Here is an 18141-nt window from a genome sequence, read left to right as displayed (position 1 = left end):
TTAATTAAAAATTGCGGTTTCGATAGTTAAAAAACATACTTCAGAAGCATAACTTTATTTTTTTAGTTTATTCTTATAAGTTTTAATTAATTTAGTGATAAATTTTATCATGATAAGTCCCAAATTTGTTGCAGTTACTGTTATTATCACAACCATCATTGTTTTGATTGGAATAGTGGTAGATATGAGGAAAAAATAAACTTTATGAAGATTCCAAAATCTATAGATAAGTTCATTTATATTTTAATTATTGCAAATATTATTGCGATGATAGCAGAGTCTCATATTTCAATTCGTGAAATTTATTTTAAAGAATTTTATATTTTTGAAGCCCTTTCCATTTGTATTTTTTCTATTGAATACACATACCGCATATTCCATGCTTATAAGAAATCAAAAATGAAAGGGGCAATAGGTTATATCACAAGCATTTTTGGAATAATTGATTTAATTTCAATCATTCCATTTTTCTTAAACCAATTCACAAAAATAGATGGGAGATTTTTAAGGATTTTAAGATTGTTTAGACTGACTCGAATTTTTAAATTGGGTAGAGATTCAGAATCACTCAAGCTTTTTGTCAAAGCATTATCTGCTGTAAGAAGTGAATTAAAATTCACACTTTTTTTATCAATTCTTACTATTTTATTTTCAGCCTCAGCAATTTATTATTTAGAAAATACTGCTCAACCTGAAAAGTTCTCAAGTATATCAGAATCTATTTGGTGGGCAACGGTATCATTGGCAACTGTTGGTTATGGTGATGTTTATCCTATAACGGTTGGAGGTAAAATTTTCGCATCAATTATATCTCTTGTTGGCATAGGTATCGTTGCTATTCCCACAGGGGTTATAAGTGCATCTTTTGTTGAAGAAATTATAAAAACTAGAGATAGAAAAGAAAAATAACACTTAGAGTAGTTGTAATTAGTTTTTCATTAAATATATTTAAACCAACATGAAACAAAAAGTTATTGTAATAGGATCTGGATTTTCTTCTATTTCCGCTGCAACATATCTTGCAGATAAAGGTTATAATGTAACTATACTTGAGAAAAATAAATCTTTTGGTGGAAGAGCCAGAAAATTCAAAGCTGAGGGCTTCACCTTTGATATGGGTCCGTCATGGTATTGGATGCCTGATGTCTTTGAAAAGTACTTTAATGATTTTAATAAAAAAGTTGATGATTATTACACTCTAAAAAAACTTGATCCAGCTTATCGAGTATACTTTGCCAAAAATGACTTTATAGAAATTGGAGATAATCTTGAAAAAATCAGTCATACTTTTGAAAAACATGAAAAAGGATCATCAAAAAAGTTGATGAAATTTATGGCTGAGGCAAAAAAAAATTATTCCATTGCTATGGAGAAAGTTGTCTACAAACCTGGAGAGTCCATTTTAGAATTAATCACATTAGAAACAATTAGACGATTACGATATTTTGCTACTAATATTAAATCCGAAGTGGCTAAATACTTTAAAAACAATAAGCTGAGACAGATTCTTGAGTTTCCAGCTCTATTCCTGGGCGCAAAACCAGAAAACACTCCAGCATTTTATAATATAATGAATCATGCAGATTTTGGTTTAGGAACTTGGTTCCCTGAGAAAGGTGGGATGCATAGAGTAGTTGAATCAATGATTGAACTTGCATTAGAAAAAGGAGTGAAATTTGAATCCGATCATCAAGTTGATGAAATATTAGTTGATAATAAAAAAGTCAAAGGAGTTGTTGCAAATGGAAACACTTTTTTGTGTGATATTATAATAAGTGGTGCAGATTATAATCATACGGAAAAACTTATTCCAAATCATCTTAAAAATTATTCAGATTCCTATTGGGATAAAAAAGTTTTTGCTCCGTCCTCACTACTTTTTTATATTGGTTTAGATAAGAAAATAGAAAAAATGAGTCATCATAATCTTTTTTTTGATGGTAATTTTAGTGAACATGCTTCTGAAATTTACGATAATCCCAAGTGGCCTGAATCTCCACTTTTTTATTTAAATTTTCCTTCATTAAGTGATCAAAGTATGGCTCCAAAAGATTGTGAAAATTGTTTTATTTTGATTCCAATTGCCCCAGACTTGAAAGATGAAGAAAATATTAGAAACAAATATTTACAGATTGTGCTTAAAAGAATTGAAGAGATTGCTGGAGAGAAAATTAGTAATCATATAATCTATAAAAAATCGTTTTGTGTTAAAGATTTTATGAAAGACTATAATTCTTATAAAGGCAACGCTTATGGACTTGCTAATACATTATTTCAGACTTCAATCTTTAAGCCAAAAATCAAGAGTAAAAAGATAAAAGGTCTGTATTTTACAGGACAATTAACTGTTCCTGGTCCTGGAGTTCCTCCTTCTTTAATTTCCGGAAAAATTGTTTCAAGCATTGTTGTAAAAGATTTTCCAAATCGTTAAATTTAGTTGCATCTAAAATACCCAATAGACAATTGTGATCTCACTATCTTTTTTTTCAATTTCTTTAGTTACTAACTCAATACTTGAATCAATGACTTGTAAATAGTCTTTAAACTGTCCTGCGGTTTGCCGCCAAAGTTCAAGTCTTTTAAAAAGATTATACTTTATATATTGATCATTTTTAATGTATTCTCTGTATTTAATCCAAAATTGGGGTGAATCAAAGTCAATATAATCTAAATCAAATACCCACTTACTGTCAACCCTATCATTAAATTTTTTGGTAAAAACCTCCTCTTCTTTGTCAGTATTTATTTTTAAATATTTAAGTTCCAATCCTTCATAAGTTTTATAAACTGATTGGCCGATTTCAGATCCCAAAAAACGAAATGTTCCATCTAGTTTTATTGCGTCATATACTACTCTTGGGGGATTAAAAGGATTTCGGTTCGTGTATAGTTTTAAAGGAAATTCATAATCATTTTTTCCGTAAATCCATATAAAATTAGTTTTCTTATCTCTATCCCAATTATCATAAAGGTCTTGATACTCACCTATTATATAATCATATTGATCCTGAAAACCAGTTGTATATACCTTTATGGAATCCATTTCCGCTTTGAGATTATGTAAGTTTTCAATATTCCATTCACGATCCTCAAAATCATCTCCTTTTTGTTCTACTCCAAAAGAAACTAAAACACCAAAAAATACTATTAAAAATTCTACAAATCCTTTTTTTGCTCGATCAAAAAAATCCCCCAATGAAAAACGATCACCAAGAGTTAATAGACGCAAAAACCAATTAAGCTTTTGTTTTTCTACTCCAGCAGATTTTGATGCGTTTGCAAATTCATCCTCTGAGATAACTCCGTCTTTATTGGAGTCTATTTTATCAAAATCTTCTTTTTCAGCCATAATTAATGGAATATAACGCTATTATAAAAAATTATTTTGAATCATTGGCCATGAATGGTGTCTTTTCGTTGAATAATTTTTTTATTACAGCTATTAATTCAATTTCAAATTGTTTAAAAGTGTCAAAGCTTAATAAATTTTTATTTTCTTTAATAGCGGATGTAGTAACCAAATAAAAATAATCATTTGGATTTTTTATTGGAATTATTCCGGCCCTAATTGTCTTACAAGAATTCTGTTTAAAGTATACATATGAGTAAAGTAATAACTGAAAAAGGGGGGCGTAATCTAAACTTTTTTCGAAATTAAGATCTTCAAAAGTAAAATTTGAATAAAATTTTAACTTGTCTTTTTTAACTGAACCAGTCTTATAATCTGAAATTCTTAATTCTCCATTCCATTCATCAACCCGGTCTATTGTTCCGATTATTTTGACTGGAAATTTTAATTCTTTGAACTCTAATAAATATTCAATTTTTTTCTCTAATGATAAAATCTTTAATTTATTCCCTTTTTTTACTAATGATTTTTCAGTTTTCAAAAATTCTTCACATTGTTTTTTTAATTCTTCATAAATTAAAAAGTTATGCCCTTTTCTTTCTGGATTTCCACCATAAATTAATTTACACTTTTTATCTAAAACAGTTGGTAGATTAATTAGAATTTCCTGATAGTTTTTAACTGTAAGCTCTTTGGATAGGTATGGTTTGTATAGATCTTCCAATGTTTCGTGAACTATATTCCCCTTGTCCCTCGGTTCTATTACTGGAGATAATTTGCCTCCCTCTTTAATCTTTAGTATACGGTTATAATAAAAGTTTAAAGGATTTATCATGAAACTAGTTATGACTGATGGAGAAAGTCCTTTTTTTACTATTGTCTTTAAAATATTTATTATATCGTTAGATTTTTCAACTTTAAATGAAGGGGTGTTTTTAAAAAATGATTTAACCTTAATGAATTTTAATTCGTGATTTAACTTTGCAAAATATTCTAATTGATAAATAAATCTACTTTTCTCTGATCCACCAAGCCCTTTATCACTTATACTATATAACAGGTAGACATTGGTGCTATTTTGAATTAGCCTGTAAAATTGATAAGCATATTTAGCATCTTGTTCTAAAAAAGTTGGGAGTTTAAAATATTTTTTTAAATCAAAAGGCAAAAAACTATCATTATTTTTTCCTTTAGGCAATATACCTTCGTTAACGTTTGTTAATATTACCGAGTCAAAGTCAATTAATCTTGTTTCAGGAAGCGTCATTATCTGTATTTGTGAGCCTGAGTCGCCAGAAAAATTTAATTTTTGTTCTTTTAAAGATTCCTGATACAATAAAAATAAAACCTTAAGTGGAATGTCTGTAATACGATCTGAATACTCTAAAATTTTCGAGATAATTATTTTAATTATGTTAAATAACCCCATAGTTGATTGACCATTGATAACATTGTTTTCTTCCTCGAGATATATAATTAAAGTTTTTATTTTTTCAAGTAAATCAAAGGACGAGACTATAGGTCGGAATAAAATATATTGAAAGGATGTTTGATCTGAATAGAGGTTTTGACAAGAGAAAATAGTATGATTAGAATTTTCAAGATTTTTAATCAACCCTACTAAATCAAATTTTTCCTTATTAAGTTCGTGTATTACTATGTTGTCTTTCAGTATTGAAAAAACATCTTCAAAAAAATAATTTCCTTCAACAGCATTTATATGCATTTGAAAAATCATATCCAAAAAAGAAATTGAAGAAAAGTTTTGAATAGATAATCCCATCGTAACATTCCATTTACTTTTGTCAATACTTATTCCAGACAAAACAGGAGAAAGAATCTCATCATCTCCCAAGACTATCCCTTTTTTTATAGTAGGATTAAAATCTTTGTCTTTGTTAATTATTTGACCAACATATTTTGCCTGAGCAATTTTATTTGACGTTTCAACAAAATTGAATTTTTTATCCTTTTGGAAATTAGATGATAATCCCTCAGGATATTGATTTATTAAACACCTCCATTCTTTATAATATGATCTGATAAATTTTCCAGCTGGATGATTTTTGTCTTCAAAAAACTCTTTATCCAAGTCCCATAAAACCTTACCTTTTTTTTGAGATATAAATTCTTGTATAATGTTGCTTTCAGCGGTATTCAACATATTAAAACCAATAAAATAATGAAATTTTTTATTTTGTGATATGTATACCTCCAGATTTTTAATTGCTTCTCTAAACTGCATTCCAATTGTTCCGACTCCTTTTTTAATAAGTTTTTTATATAAAGAATAGTATAGGGAGGAGTTGTTTTTCCAAAAATTAATATTTTTACTCTTTGCTGAATCTAAATAATCTGATTGAGCCCATTCATTTATCTTCTGAGCAGACTCTAATGTTGAGAAAATGGCCTTTGCATCAACTAAGTAGCTGTCTATTAAATTAAAATCATTAATCAAAACTTGAGCCCACCCCATAAACTCATCAAAACTTTGTTGATCATTTTTAGGTATTATTTTTGTGTAAATTATGTACATTTCAAATACAACCGATGTATTTTCTATTTTAACTACCGAAGAAAGCTCATTAATGAATTCAGATATACTAATAATTTGGGGGGAAATTACTGGCTTTTTTATTTTTTGAATTAAATTATTTCTTAAAAATAAAGAAGCTCTGTTACTTGGCACAATTATCTTTATATCATGGAAATCTCGATTCTCGTTTATAATATTTTCGGATACAAAATCTAAAAAGTTAATCATTTAAGGACTTGATTTTAATCATTTGTAATTTTTTCAACTTTGACTTCGTCTTTGATATAAACGAGTAATATTTCTATTGGTAAATTTACCATTGAACTTATGAGTTTCGAATAATTTAATACCTGTTTTTTGTCTTCCTTTTTGGGTTCGCCTGACTTATAATCAATTATAAAACAGCATGTTTCAGTTAAAACTATTTTATCAATTCTTACACTTAAAGACTTAGGTATGAGAATTTCTTTTTCATTATGGACAATATTACCTTGTTTAAATATGAAATTTAAATCTTTATGATATACAATTTTTTTCAATAATTCAATATAAAAGCCTTTATCAATAGTGTTAAAAACTCCCTCTTGAAAGGATGCTTCAATTGCATTTTCTATGTCAGACTCAAATCTAACTTTTGATAAAACTTTATGAATTGAAATACCCTTTAAAGAACTCTCCGTTATTTTACAATCAGTTCGATTTTTTATAAGGTTCTTCCAATTATAGTCTATTTTGGGTTTAAGGATTTGATATTGTAAATTGTTATAATTACTTTCTTGATACTTTATAGTTTCTGATCCAAAAACAAAAGGCTTGTCAGTACTAGGAATGAAATTTTGATTTTCTACAAAATCAATAAATAGTTGTGCATAATTTTTATTAATTTTTGGTTTTTCAAGTAGTGTTGTTATTATCAACATTTTTCTTGATGCTCTGGTTAAAGCAACGTAAAGGGTGTTAAAGGCATCCAGCTCATTTTCTCTCTTGTCATTGTCTGAAATCTCTTTACCTTCTATACCATAACTTTCTAGTCTTGAAGAAAAATTAATTCTACCATAATCTAACTTAGTATCTTTAAATTTAATCGGATACCATGCTTGTCTTTTAAGTCTAGAATCAGGTTGAAAATCTGAATAAAAAAAGGGTAATATTACAAAAGGAAATTCTAAACCTTTGGCAACATGAATGGTCATAATACTAACAGCATGATTGTCTTCAGGGAGTGGTATAGTTAGTTTTTCAGAATCCTTTTCCCATTTATTTAAAAAATTATAAATATTACTTTTCGATTTTTTAGAGAAATCCATACAATAATCCAAAAAGAATTCAAGGTAAGTGTCAAAATTATTTAATAAGCCTAAACTGGAAATCAGAGTTTCAATTAATTCATAAAAATTTAGGTTTATGATTGCTTTTACATCGAATGAATATTTGAATCTTAGTGATAAAAAACTTGAAAAATCAATTAAAGATCCTTTTAGGGCTTCTTTAAAAATTTCATGAGAATTCTCATCATCGTTGTTTTTTATAATAAAATATCTACATATATTAATTCTTTCGATTGAGTTCTCAGGTTGAATATTTAAGTTTAAAACAGAAATAATAAGCTTTATTGAGGATGAATTTTTAAGCAAGAGCGATTCAGTTGAAACAATTGGAATTTCAGTCTTTGAAATTGATTCAAAAATTGTTATTGCTTGCTTTTTCTTTCTAACTAAGATTGCCATTGAACCCCAAGAAAAACCAATCTCTTTGGCTTGAAAAAGACCAGCTATAGTTTTTTCAATATGAACTAAATCATTTTTATTCTCAGCAAAATTAATTTCTACTTTTCCTCCAGGAAAATTATTCTTTTTTTGATGAAATGACTTTTCATAAAACGAACGATAGTTCAAGTCAGAAATTGAGTTTAGTGCCCCTTTAATAAAAAAGTTATTAAATTCAACTATGTTGTCTTGACTTCTATAATTTGTTGGTAATAAATTAGTCTTAACAGGAGTTTGGTTAAAATTTTCTGAACCCAATAACTCTAAAAACATATGAACATCTCCACCACGCCATCTATAAATTGCCTGTTTAGGATCACCAACTACAAAAACTGAACCGAAATCACCTTTAGAATCTTGACTATCCAAAGCATGTTTAAGTAGCGGTTTTAAATTTTCCCACTGAAGTCTTGATGTGTCTTGAAATTCATCAATAAAAAAATGCTTATACTTTTCCCCAATTCGCTCATATATGAAAGGAGCATCATGACCCTTTACTACTTCAGATATTTTTTCGTTAAACTGACCAATTAACATTTTTTTTTCTTCAATCTGATATCTGGTTAAAAGCTTTTCCAATTCAGACATAAGTGAAAGAGGAGTCCATTGTAAACTAAGTTCATGGATCAAATTATACATTAAAATGTGTTTTTTAGCTAATAAATATGATTGATGAATTTCAGGAATCATATTTTCTGCTTTGCTAATTAATTCCTTAGGATTACCAGTAGTCTTAACAACTTTAGTTCCTTCGGAAAGATTTTTTTCTAAATTATTTGAATAAATTCCTTGAAACTCATTTTTAGATATTGAAGAAAAATGTCTAATTACAGAACCTCGAGAAAAAATAGATTTATCAAGTCCTTGTGCAAAAATTTTTTCTAGTATATCAACAGCAATTAGGTTTGCTTTTTCAGATTCTTTATGTTTTATTTTTTTTAATATTTTTTGAGTTTCTCTAAAATCTTTTAGTGAAGTATTTTTTATCTTTTTTAGAAAATCTCTATCATTTTCATTCAAAATAAGTCTAGCTACTCCAAGTAAACCTTCATTTATAGATTCCTTATTGCCGTTATCAATTTTATAATGAACAAAATCAACTAGCGACTTTGTTATTTCTTCTTCAACTCCAACTTGATCAATAATAATTTGTACCAATTCTTTCAATATTTCATCTTGATCAATAATGACCTCAAAAGATTTGGGCAATTTAAGATCTAATGCAAATGTTCTAACTATTCTATGTGTAAAAGTATCAAGAGTTAGAATGTCAAAACCTGCATAATCGTATAATATATTTTTTAAAACTCTGTCTGACTTTTTACGAAGTTGTGATTCCTCAATATTCAATTTTTTAGAAATTTCATATCTCATTTCGGAATGATCTTCTTTGGTGAAGTCAAATAAAGTTTTAACAATTCTGGTTTTCATTTCATTGACTGCTTTATTCGTAAAGGTTAAAGCTAAAAGACTTCTAAAATGATCATCTTTTGAATTTGAGAGTAATTGTAGTAGATAGTTAAAAACAAGAGAATATGTTTTTCCTGATCCAGCAGAGGCATTTATTAAATTAAAGGTTGGTTTTACCATTTATTATTAAATAACATATAAATGTAAGTGTTTATTTAGGTCAAAAAAATGCAAATAAGAAAAAGAAAACATATTTTTGTGAATAATTAAAAATTAAAACAATGTCTTTTACACTCCCAAATTTACCATATTCATATGATGCTTTAGAACCAAACATTGATAAAAAAACAATGGAAATACATCACGGTAAACATCACAATGGATATACTACAAATCTTAATAATTCAGTTTTAGGAAGTGATCTTGAGAATAAATCTATTGAAGAAATTCTTCAAAATATTGATATGAATAATGCTGCTCTCAGAAACAATGGAGGTGGATATTATAACCACTGTTTATTTTGGGAAAGTATGAGTCCAAGTGGAGGTGGTTTGCCTAAAGGAAAATTATTAGATGCTATTGTTTCCAGTTTTGGTTCATTTGACTCACTTAAAGAAAGATTTTCAAAAGCTGCAGCTACTCGTTTTGGATCTGGTTGGGCTTGGTTATGTGTCCATCCTGGTGGAAAAGTTGAAATTTGCTCATCACCCAATCAAGATAACCCTTTAATGCCGGGTGTTGGATGTGGAGGTTATCCTATTTTAGGTCTTGACGTATGGGAGCATGCGTACTATTTAAATTATCAAAACAGGAGACCAGATTATATTAACGCTTTTTTTAATGTTGTTAATTGGAAAAATGTTTCAAAATTGTATGAGCTAAAGTCGTAATACTGCAATTTTAATACGCTCTTCTAGATTTGCCTTCATAGAAGTTAATAAAAGCCTTGTTTACAACCTTATTTCCTCCGGGGGTAGGATAGTCTCCTGAGAAATACCAGTCACCTAGATGATCTGGGCAAGCTAAATGAAGGTTCTCAATTGATTGAAAAATAATTTTAAGCTCTGACTTTATACCACTAGCTGAAAGCAATTTCGCAATTTTATTAGAAATTTGATCTGCACTAAATGGTTTGTATAGTTCTTTAACAAAGTTTTTTGATTCCTGGGAATTATTCTCTACTGCATTTTTACACTTTTTATATATTGCATCTAAAACACTATCCTTTGACCCATTGTCTTCATGAAGTGCAACTGCAGCCTTAAAAGCAATGAAGTCCTCTAATTTCGCCATGTCTATCCCATAGCAATCTGGATATCGAATTTGGGGGGCACTCGAAACTATAACTATTTTTTTTGGCTCTAGTCGATCTAGCATTCTAAGTATACTTTTCTCAAGAGTTGTTCCTCTAACAATGCTGTCATCAATAATAACTAGGTTATCCGTTGGCTTAACAATTCCATAGGTTATATCATAAACATGAGCTACTAAATCGTCTCTACTTGAATCTTCAGTTATAAATGTTCTTAATTTAGCATCTTTGATGGCAATTTTTTCAATTCTTGGTTTAAGCGAAACAAGCGGTTTTAAAAACTTAATATTTCTACTTGATTCATCTGAAATTGCATCCAAAAGCATATTCTTTATGTGCTCTTGAGCAGCATCTATCATTCCGTAAAAAGAGGTTTCAGCAGTATTTGGAATAAAGGAAAACACTGTGTTTATAAAATCACTATTAATAATTTTTAAAACATCTGGAAATATTTTTCTACCCAATGTTTTTCTTTCTCTATAAATTTCAGCATCGCTACCTCTTGAGAAATAGATTCTTTCAAATGAACACGATTTTTTTGGTAATTCGTTTAGTATTTTTATGATTTTTGAATCCTCACCTTTCTTAGTAATTATAGCATGTCCTGGTTTTAACTCCCTAACCTTCTCAAAAGGAACATTGAAAACAGTTTGAATCACAGGTCTCTCAGATGCAACAGCTACAATTTCATCATCTTCGTAGAAAAATGCTGGTCTAATACCTGCAGGGTCTCTAAGAACAAAAGTGTCTCCATGACCTAACATTCCTGCTATCGCATATCCACCGTCCCAATTCTTTGAAGCTTTAGTTAATACTTTAGACATATCTAGCTTGGATGCAATTTGCGGAGTTGCTTCCGCTTTAGAATAACCATCTTTTTTTAATTTCTTATATATTTTTGCAACTGCATAATCTAGAAAATGCCCAATTTTTTCCATTACTGTAATCGTATCTGCTCTCTCTTTTGGGTGCTGACCAAGCTCAACTAGGTTGTCAAATAATTCAGAAACATTTGTCATATTGAAATTCCCAGCAATAATTAAATTCCTGTGTTTCCAGTTATTTTGTCTTAAAAAAGGATGTACACTCTCGAGTGTATTGTTTCCAAAAGTACCATACCTAACATGACCTAGCATTATTTCCCCAAGATATGGAACTCTCTGCTTTAACTCTTCAGGCTTATCTAACAAATCTGGATACAACTTTAATTCTGTAATAATTCTCTCATTAATCTTCTTAAAGATATCTTGAATGGGTTCGTTGTCATTTGATCTTACACGGCTTATATATCTCTGTCCTGGAGGAAGATCTAATTTTATACTAGCAAAACCAGCACCATCCTGCCCTCTATTATGCTGTTTTTCCATCATCAGATACATCTTATTTATTCCATATAAAGCTGTACCATGTTTTTCCTTAAAATAACTTAATGGTTTTTTTAAATGAATTAAGGCGATTCCACATTCGTGTTTTATAGCATCACTCATAAGTTAGTCTGAATTTATAGATTCTGAATCTAGTTTTGTTAGGTTTACGATTCTTTTAAATCGTTTTTCCAAATTTAGTTTATTGACATTTTGTAAGTTTTCTGTTCCAAATTCTTCAACAGTAAAAGATGCCATCGCAGAAGCATATACTAATGCTTTTTTCATGCTTTCAAAAGATGTATTTGAATTTTGTGCAATATATCCTGCAAAGCCTCCTGCAAAACTATCTCCGGCACCGGTAGGATCTTTGACTTCTTTTAATGGAAATGCTGGAACAATAAAAACCTCTTCTTTATGAAACAGCATTGCACCGTGTTCACCTTTTTTGACAATAACATATTTTGGACCCAAAATTTGAATTGCATCAGCTGCATTTTTGATAGAAGTTTTTCCAGTTAATTGAAGAGCCTCCTCGTCATTAATACACAATAAATCAATTTTACTAATTACATCATCTAAAGCTGAACGAAAGTTATCCATCCAAAAATTCATTGAATCAAGGATAATCAAATCAGGCTTTATATTCATTTGGTTTAAAGCTGATAATTGAACTGCTGGATGAAGATTGCCTAGGAGAAGAATATTTGACTTTTTCCAAGTTTTTGGGACTTTAGGTTTGAAGTTTTCTAAAACGTTTAATTGTGTATCTAAGGTGTCTCTTTTATTAATGTCATTATGATATTTACCCTTCCAAAAGAAAGTTTTTCCACCTTTAACAACTTCAACCCCAGATAAATCAATATTTCTTTCAGTTAATAATTTTAAATCATTAGAATTAAAATCGTCTCCAACAACAGATACAAGGCCAATTTTAATTTTAAAATTTGATGCAGCGAAAGCAATATATGTTGCTGCTCCTCCCAAAATATTGTCAACTTTTCCAAAAGGAGTCTCAATAGCATCATATGCCATTGTTCCTACAACTAATAATTTACTTCTCATTGAACAAAAGTAGAAAACTTAGTTCAGTTCGTAACGAAGTTTATTTAGCATTTTGTAAATTTTCATAAAACTCATCAACTTTGAGTTTTTTTCCCAAAGCTGCTTTAACTGCTAAGTAATCACATCTCTCATTTTGCAAATGATTACTATGGCCCTTAACCCAGGTAAATTTTACATTATGTTTTCTGTAAACGTCAAGAAATCTTTTCCACAAATCTTTATTTTTCTTATCCTTAAAATTTTTTTTCTCCCAATTAAACAACCACTTTTTAATAACGGGATCGATAACATACTTTGAATCAGAAAACACAACAACATTAGATGGTTTGTTTTTTAATGCTTCAAGACCAGTAATTACACCCAGAAGCTCCATTCTATTATTCGTCGTTTTTTTAAATCCACCTGAAAGTTCCTTAGTAAGTTCAGTGGATTGTAAAATAACGCCATATCCACCGGGGCCCGGGTTACCTCTTGAAGATCCGTCTGTATAAATTTGAATTTCTTTCATTTAATTTTTAACAAAAATTCCTTGATAATATTAGGAAAATGTTTTTTTTCAAGATCTTGGACTCTTGACGCTAAACTTTCTATTGTGTCCTCAGGTAAAACTAAAATTTTAGCTTGAAAAATTATTTTTCCTTTGTCATAATCTTCATTAACTTCATGTATTGATATTCCAGTTTTCTTTTCTTTATTACTTATAACAGCTTTGTGAACATTCATGCCATACATTCCCTTTCCTCCATAAAGAGGGAGTAGAGAAGGGTGAATATTAATAATCTTATTCTTATATCTATTAATTAAAGATTTTGGAATTTTCCATAAAAAACCTGCTAAAACTATTAGATCTGTTTCATATTTGTCTAAAATATCAATAAAATTTTCGTTGAAATTGTATTTATTAAAAATAAAGGTGTCAATTTTATATTGCTTAACTCTTTCAAATACTTTTGCATCCCTTTTGTTTCCTGCAACTAAAACTACCTCAATCATAGGGTTTTTATCAAAGAATTTTATAATGTTTTCAACATTTGATCCATTTCCTGACGCTAAAAGAGTAATTTTTTTGATTTTTGAATTCATAAATTTTAAACATTTTGGTGCAACGAGCATTAAATTTTCCCATATTATTACACAAACTTGACATTTTATTAAAGAAACCCAAGTATTAGACTAAAGTTTTTTATTTTTGCTGTTACAAATTTAAAATAAAAATTATGTCTGACATTTCTTCAAGGGTTAAAGCTATAATAGTTGACAAATTAGGTGTTGATGAAAACGAAGTTGTAGCTGAAGCAAATTTTACAAACGATCTAGGGGCTGATTCCTTGGACACAGTTGAACTAATTATGGAGTTCGAAAAAGAATTTGATATTCAAATTCCAGACGACCAAGCAGAAAATATCGCAACCGTTGGTCAAGCAATTCAATTTATAGAGCAGGCAAAATAAATCCATATTTTAATGAAGTCAAGACGTGTAGTTGTTACTGGATTGGGTGCACTTACTCCTATTGGAAATACCCTTGATGATTATTGGAATGGTTTAATAACAGGACAAAGTGGTGCTGCGCCCATAACTTATTTTGATGCTTCAAAATTTAAAACCAAATTTGCATGTGAGCTAAAGGGTTTCGATCCTCTCAATTTTTTTGAGAAAAAAGATATTAGAAAATACGATAGATTTACTCAATATGCCCTAGTTTCGACTGAAGAAGCAGTTATTGATTCAGGTTTGGATCTAAATAAAGAAGATAAGGATCAAATAGGAGTAATTTGGGGTTCAGGAATAGGCGGTCTTGAGACCTTTCAAAACGAGGTAATTGAATTTCAGAAAGGCGACGGAACTCCTCGCTTTAATCCTTACTTTATCCCTAAATTCATTCCAGATATCGCTTCAGGTATGATTTCTATCAAATATGGTTTCATGGGACCTAATTTTGCTACAGTATCAGCTTGTGCATCTTCTTCCAACGCTATTATTGACGCTCTTAATTACATCAGATTAGGTTATGCAGATATAATGATTGCGGGGGGTTCTGAAGCGGGCGTTACTATAGCTGGAATTGGTGGATTTAATGCTTTACATGCCCTGTCTAAACAAAATGATGAACCTGCCAAAGCTTCACGTCCTTTTGATAAAAATAGAGATGGTTTTGTTTTGGGAGAAGGTGCAGGATCATTGGTTCTTGAAGAATACGAACACGCTATTGCTAGGGGTGCAAAGATATATGCTGAACTTGCTGGTGGAGGTCTTTCAGCAGATGCTCACCATATAACAGCACCTCATCCAGAAGGTCTAGGTGCAATAAAGGTTATGAGAAATTGTCTTAAAGATTCAAATTGTGAGCCACAAGATCTAGACTTGATTAATGTACACGGAACATCAACCCAACTTGGAGATATTGCCGAGATCAAAGCCGTAAAAGAGGTTTTTGGCGATCATGCTTATGATATTAATATTAATTCAACTAAATCGATGACAGGTCATCTTCTTGGAGCAGCAGGAGCTATTGAAGCAATTGCTTGCATTATGTCAATTAAAGAAAATATTGTGCCTCCTACAATAAATCACGAAAATTTTGACGAAAAAATTGATTCAAAATTAAATTTTACTTTTGGAAAATCACAAAAAAGAAATATTGATAATGCAATGTCAAATACTTTTGGATTTGGTGGTCACAATGCTTGTCTTTTATTTAAAAAATTGAATTCATAATCGTGTTTAACCTGGATCGAATTTTTAATAAAAACAAAGATCCTAAATGTACTCTTTCTTCTGAATTAAAAATTATTCTTGGCTTTAGTCCAAAAAATATATCAATTTTTAAAATTGCATTTACTCATAAATCGAAAAATATTCGAGATAAGGATGGTTTGAATATTAATTATGAAAGACTTGAATTCCTGGGAGACTCGATCCTAGGGACTATTATCTCTGATCATTTATATATTAATTTTCCAAATTCCCAAGAGGGAGACCTTACAAAACTTCGTTCTAAAATTGTAAACAGGGAAAGCTTAAATAAAATTGGATATTCTCTTGGACTCCATAGATTTATTGACAGCAATCATTTCATAAAAGATTCAAAGGATGATATTCATGGTAACATGTTAGAATCATTAATTGGGGCAATTTATTTAGATAGAGGTTTTGAGAAATGTAAAAATTTTATTTTAAATAAAATTATTGACTATTATATAAATTTTGATACCATAGATTCATCAATAATAAGTTATAAAGGAACACTTATTGAATGGTCTCAAAAAAATAAAACAAAACTTATTTTTAAAACAACAAAAGATGAAGGGTTAAATCCCAAAATAAATTTTTCTTCAATTCTTTTTTTGGATAATAAGCAAGTTTCTAAGGCAGGAGGAGTATCAAAAAAAAAATCTGAGGAAAAAGCCTCAAAAAGAGCATACAATGCTTTGAAATATAAGTTCAGAAGTAATGAATAAAAAATACTTTCTTATTGATGAAATAGTTGAAGAGTATTTCTTAATAGCTGTACATACAAGTTTACCCGATTATTCAATGGCTTTTATTTTAAATAAAAATCTGAGAGCTAACTTTACAAGAGATGAAAAAATCATTTTATACAAAAATGCAACTTTTGAAATATTTCAATGGGAGAATTTAATTAAAGGGATTAATTGTAGTTTAATTTCAAATAAAAAATTTATTGATTTTAGGAGTGACATTAAAACTAATTCTTTATTTAATCTGTCAGAAACAAAAAAAGTATCTTTGTTGGACTCTCTTCCAGATGTTGATTATCTTATAAAGATAAAACACGGTCTAGATATAAATCATACAATTAAGACATTAAACAAATTGCCTCAGTTAGTCTTGTCTTATATTGTTGACAACACTATTGTTAAATCAAATTTTAATTTAATACTTGATTAATGTTAAAATCAAAAAAAACTAAGATAGTTGCTACGTTAGGTCCCGCATCAGATTCTCCAGAAACAATGAAAAAAATGATTGAAGAGGGCGTTGATGTTTTTAGAATTAATTTTTCTCATTCTGATTATATAGGTGCTTCAAAAAGTATTTCTTTAATAAGAGAGATTAGTGAGGAACTTCAAATACATGTTTCTGTTTTAGCAGATCTCCAAGGACCGAAACTACGAATCGGTGAAATTGAAAATAACTCTGTGGTTAAAGAAGGTCAAATAATTAACTTTTCTAGCTCAAAACCTTTTAAAGGTAATTCCACTAAAGTTTACATGGCCTACAAATATTTTGCCTCTGATGTAAATATTGGAGATATTATTTTATTAGATGATGGAAAGTTGATTTTTAAAATACTAAGTACCGATAATACAAATCTAGTAACTGCTAAAGTTATTCAGGGTGGGCAACTTAAATCGAATAAAGGTGTAAACTTACCCAACACTTTAATTTCACTTCCAGCACTAACAAAAAAAGATATTGAAGATGCAATTTTTGCCATAAAACAAAATGTTGACTGGATTGCTTTATCATTCGTTAGAAAAAAAGAAGACATAATTGAGCTAAAGAAATTAATTGAAAAGTATTCTGACTATAAAATTCCAATTATTTCAAAAATTGAAAAACCTGAAGCAATAAAAAATATTTCTGAAATAATTAATAATAGTGATGGACTTATGGTTGCTAGAGGTGATTTAGGGGTAGAAATTCCTGCTGCCCAGGTTCCATTAATTCAAAAAAAACTTGTATTAGAAGCTAAAAAAGCAAGAATTCCAGTTATTATTGCGACTCAAATGATGGAGACAATGATAGAGAGTAGAACTGCCACTAGAGCTGAGGTAAATGACGTGGCTAATTCTGTAATGGATGGTGCAGATGCCGTAATGCTCTCCGGTGAGACTTCAGTTGGGAAGTTTCCAGTAGAAGTAATTAAATCAATGAGTTCAATACTTCTTAGTGTTGAAGGGTCTGATCTTATTCGTGTGCCAAGTCTTCCACCTAAAATTAAAACAAATAGGTATGTAACTAAATCGATCTGCTATCATGCAGCTGTTATGGCAAATGAAATTAAGGCAAAGGCAATATGTACATTAACAAATAGTGGATACACTGCCTTTCAAATATCAGCCTGGAGACCTATGTCTAACATATTAGTTTTTACTTCAAATAGAAGGATTTTAAGTCAGCTAAGTTTGCTCTGGGGAGTCAAATCTTTTTTCTATGATAATTATGACAGTACCGATAATACAGTTGAAGAAATAAATAAAGTGGCACAAAAATTCAAATACGTATCTAAAGGTGATTTCTTAATTAACTTAACTGCAATGCCAGTTAAAACTAAAGGAATGGTAAATACATTGAGAGTTACAGAAATATAAT

At 29.5% G+C, this 18141-nt stretch carries 15 protein-coding genes; 8 read left to right on the top strand and 7 right to left on the bottom strand.

Translation table 11 applies throughout. The features are described from left to right. Nucleotides 1–204 precede the first annotated feature (204 nt). Nucleotides 205–909, top strand: coding sequence for an ion transporter (locus AC3ATN_RS01775; RefSeq protein WP_487531500.1), 705 nt, complete (start codon nt 205–207; stop codon nt 907–909). A 49-nt stretch (nt 910–958) separates the two neighbouring features. Beyond that, the gene (locus AC3ATN_RS01770) at nt 959–2431 is read left to right on the top strand and encodes a phytoene desaturase family protein (RefSeq protein ID WP_487531499.1); all 1473 of its coding nucleotides are present in this window, start codon (nt 959–961) and stop codon (nt 2429–2431) included. A gap of 12 nt (nt 2432–2443) precedes the next feature. Here AC3ATN_RS01770 and AC3ATN_RS01765 read toward each other — a convergent pair whose 3' ends face one another. Genes AC3ATN_RS01765 through AC3ATN_RS01755 form a run of 3 tightly spaced genes read right to left on the bottom strand, consistent with a single transcriptional unit; the run spans nt 2444 to nt 9241 of the window. Further along, complete coding sequence (locus AC3ATN_RS01765) at nt 2444–3349, bottom strand: hypothetical protein (RefSeq protein WP_487531498.1); 906 nt, start codon at nt 3347–3349, stop codon at nt 2444–2446. A 31-nt stretch (nt 3350–3380) separates the two neighbouring features. After that, nucleotides 3381–6113, bottom strand: a complete 2733-nt coding sequence (locus tag AC3ATN_RS01760; RefSeq protein WP_487531497.1) for a PD-(D/E)XK nuclease family protein — start codon at nt 6111–6113, stop codon at nt 3381–3383. Between the two features lie 14 nt (nt 6114–6127). Next, complete coding sequence (locus tag AC3ATN_RS01755; RefSeq protein ID WP_487531496.1) at nt 6128–9241, bottom strand: UvrD-helicase domain-containing protein; 3114 nt, start codon at nt 9239–9241, stop codon at nt 6128–6130. Between the two features lie 101 nt (nt 9242–9342). On the opposite strand from AC3ATN_RS01755, the gene AC3ATN_RS01750 reads away from it, so the two are divergent. Continuing rightward, nucleotides 9343–9951, top strand: coding sequence for a superoxide dismutase (locus AC3ATN_RS01750; RefSeq protein WP_487531495.1), 609 nt, complete (start codon nt 9343–9345; stop codon nt 9949–9951). A 10-nt stretch (nt 9952–9961) separates the two neighbouring features. Here the strand turns inward: AC3ATN_RS01750 and AC3ATN_RS01745 are convergent, their stop codons facing one another. From AC3ATN_RS01745 to purN, 4 genes are read right to left on the bottom strand one after another with little or no spacing between them, the layout of a single operon-like run. Next, nucleotides 9962–11860, bottom strand: coding sequence for an amidophosphoribosyltransferase (locus AC3ATN_RS01745; protein WP_487531494.1), 1899 nt, complete (start codon nt 11858–11860; stop codon nt 9962–9964). A 3-nt stretch (nt 11861–11863) separates the two neighbouring features. Further along, nucleotides 11864–12802, bottom strand: a complete 939-nt coding sequence (locus AC3ATN_RS01740; RefSeq protein ID WP_487531493.1) for a PfkB family carbohydrate kinase — start codon at nt 12800–12802, stop codon at nt 11864–11866. A gap of 40 nt (nt 12803–12842) precedes the next feature. Beyond that, a complete protein-coding gene (gene rnhA / locus AC3ATN_RS01735; protein WP_487531492.1) occupies nt 12843–13310 on the bottom strand; it encodes a ribonuclease HI in 468 nt (155 codons plus the stop codon). Further along, nucleotides 13307–13885, bottom strand: a complete 579-nt coding sequence (gene purN / locus AC3ATN_RS01730) for a phosphoribosylglycinamide formyltransferase (protein ID WP_487531491.1) — start codon at nt 13883–13885, stop codon at nt 13307–13309. The genes rnhA and purN overlap by 4 nt, the downstream gene beginning before the upstream one ends. A gap of 134 nt (nt 13886–14019) precedes the next feature. Here purN and AC3ATN_RS01725 point away from each other — a divergent pair, with 134 nt between their 5' ends. The 5 genes from AC3ATN_RS01725 to pyk are packed head-to-tail and all read left to right on the top strand — an operon-like array spanning nt 14020 to nt 18140. Then, on the top strand, nt 14020–14253 hold the full coding sequence (locus AC3ATN_RS01725; protein WP_487531490.1) for an acyl carrier protein: 234 nt from the start codon (nt 14020–14022) through the stop codon (nt 14251–14253). A 12-nt stretch (nt 14254–14265) separates the two neighbouring features. Then, nucleotides 14266–15519 (top strand): beta-ketoacyl-ACP synthase II, encoded by a 1254-nt coding sequence (gene fabF, locus AC3ATN_RS01720; protein WP_487531489.1) that lies wholly within the window; start codon nt 14266–14268, stop codon nt 15517–15519. Between the two features lie 2 nt (nt 15520–15521). Next, nucleotides 15522–16262 (top strand): ribonuclease III, encoded by a 741-nt coding sequence (gene rnc, locus AC3ATN_RS01715; RefSeq protein ID WP_487531488.1) that lies wholly within the window; start codon nt 15522–15524, stop codon nt 16260–16262. After that, nucleotides 16255–16713 carry an IPExxxVDY family protein gene (locus tag AC3ATN_RS01710; protein ID WP_487531487.1) on the top strand — a complete coding sequence of 153 codons (459 nt, stop codon included), beginning with the start codon at nt 16255–16257 and terminating at the stop codon, nt 16711–16713. Before rnc ends, AC3ATN_RS01710 begins: the two co-directional genes overlap by 8 nt. Next, nucleotides 16713–18140 (top strand): pyruvate kinase, encoded by a 1428-nt coding sequence (gene pyk, locus AC3ATN_RS01705; protein ID WP_487531486.1) that lies wholly within the window; start codon nt 16713–16715, stop codon nt 18138–18140. The genes AC3ATN_RS01710 and pyk overlap by 1 nt, the downstream gene beginning before the upstream one ends. Nucleotide 18141 lies beyond the last annotated feature (1 nt).

The sequence above is a fragment of the Candidatus Marivariicella sp. genome, assembly GCF_983056325.1.
Note: the sequence above shows the minus strand (reverse complement) of the source record. Positions and strands in the feature narration are given on the sequence as shown.

Bases quoted from the DNA above. Each gene is read 5' to 3' on its own strand.
- AC3ATN_RS01775 (WP_487531500.1), top strand. From the start codon at position 205: ATGAAGATTCCAAAATCTATAGATAAGTTCATTTATATTTTAATTATT.
- AC3ATN_RS01710 (WP_487531487.1), top strand. From the start codon at position 16,255: ATGAATAAAAAATACTTTCTTATTGATGAAATAGTTGAAGAGTATTTC.
- AC3ATN_RS01725 (WP_487531490.1), top strand. From the start codon at position 14,020: ATGTCTGACATTTCTTCAAGGGTTAAAGCTATAATAGTTGACAAATTA.
- AC3ATN_RS01740 (WP_487531493.1), bottom strand. From the start codon at position 12,802: ATGAGAAGTAAATTATTAGTTGTAGGAACAATGGCATATGATGCTATT.
- AC3ATN_RS01765 (WP_487531498.1), bottom strand. From the start codon at position 3,349: ATGGCTGAAAAAGAAGATTTTGATAAAATAGACTCCAATAAAGACGGA.
- AC3ATN_RS01760 (WP_487531497.1), bottom strand. From the start codon at position 6,113: ATGATTAACTTTTTAGATTTTGTATCCGAAAATATTATAAACGAGAAT.
- AC3ATN_RS01770 (WP_487531499.1), top strand. From the start codon at position 959: ATGAAACAAAAAGTTATTGTAATAGGATCTGGATTTTCTTCTATTTCC.
- pyk (WP_487531486.1), top strand. From the start codon at position 16,713: ATGTTAAAATCAAAAAAAACTAAGATAGTTGCTACGTTAGGTCCCGCA.
- fabF (WP_487531489.1), top strand. From the start codon at position 14,266: ATGAAGTCAAGACGTGTAGTTGTTACTGGATTGGGTGCACTTACTCCT.
- rnhA (WP_487531492.1), bottom strand. From the start codon at position 13,310: ATGAAAGAAATTCAAATTTATACAGACGGATCTTCAAGAGGTAACCCG.
- AC3ATN_RS01750 (WP_487531495.1), top strand. From the start codon at position 9,343: ATGTCTTTTACACTCCCAAATTTACCATATTCATATGATGCTTTAGAA.
- AC3ATN_RS01755 (WP_487531496.1), bottom strand. From the start codon at position 9,241: ATGGTAAAACCAACCTTTAATTTAATAAATGCCTCTGCTGGATCAGGA.
- AC3ATN_RS01745 (WP_487531494.1), bottom strand. From the start codon at position 11,860: ATGAGTGATGCTATAAAACACGAATGTGGAATCGCCTTAATTCATTTA.
- purN (WP_487531491.1), bottom strand. From the start codon at position 13,885: ATGAATTCAAAAATCAAAAAAATTACTCTTTTAGCGTCAGGAAATGGA.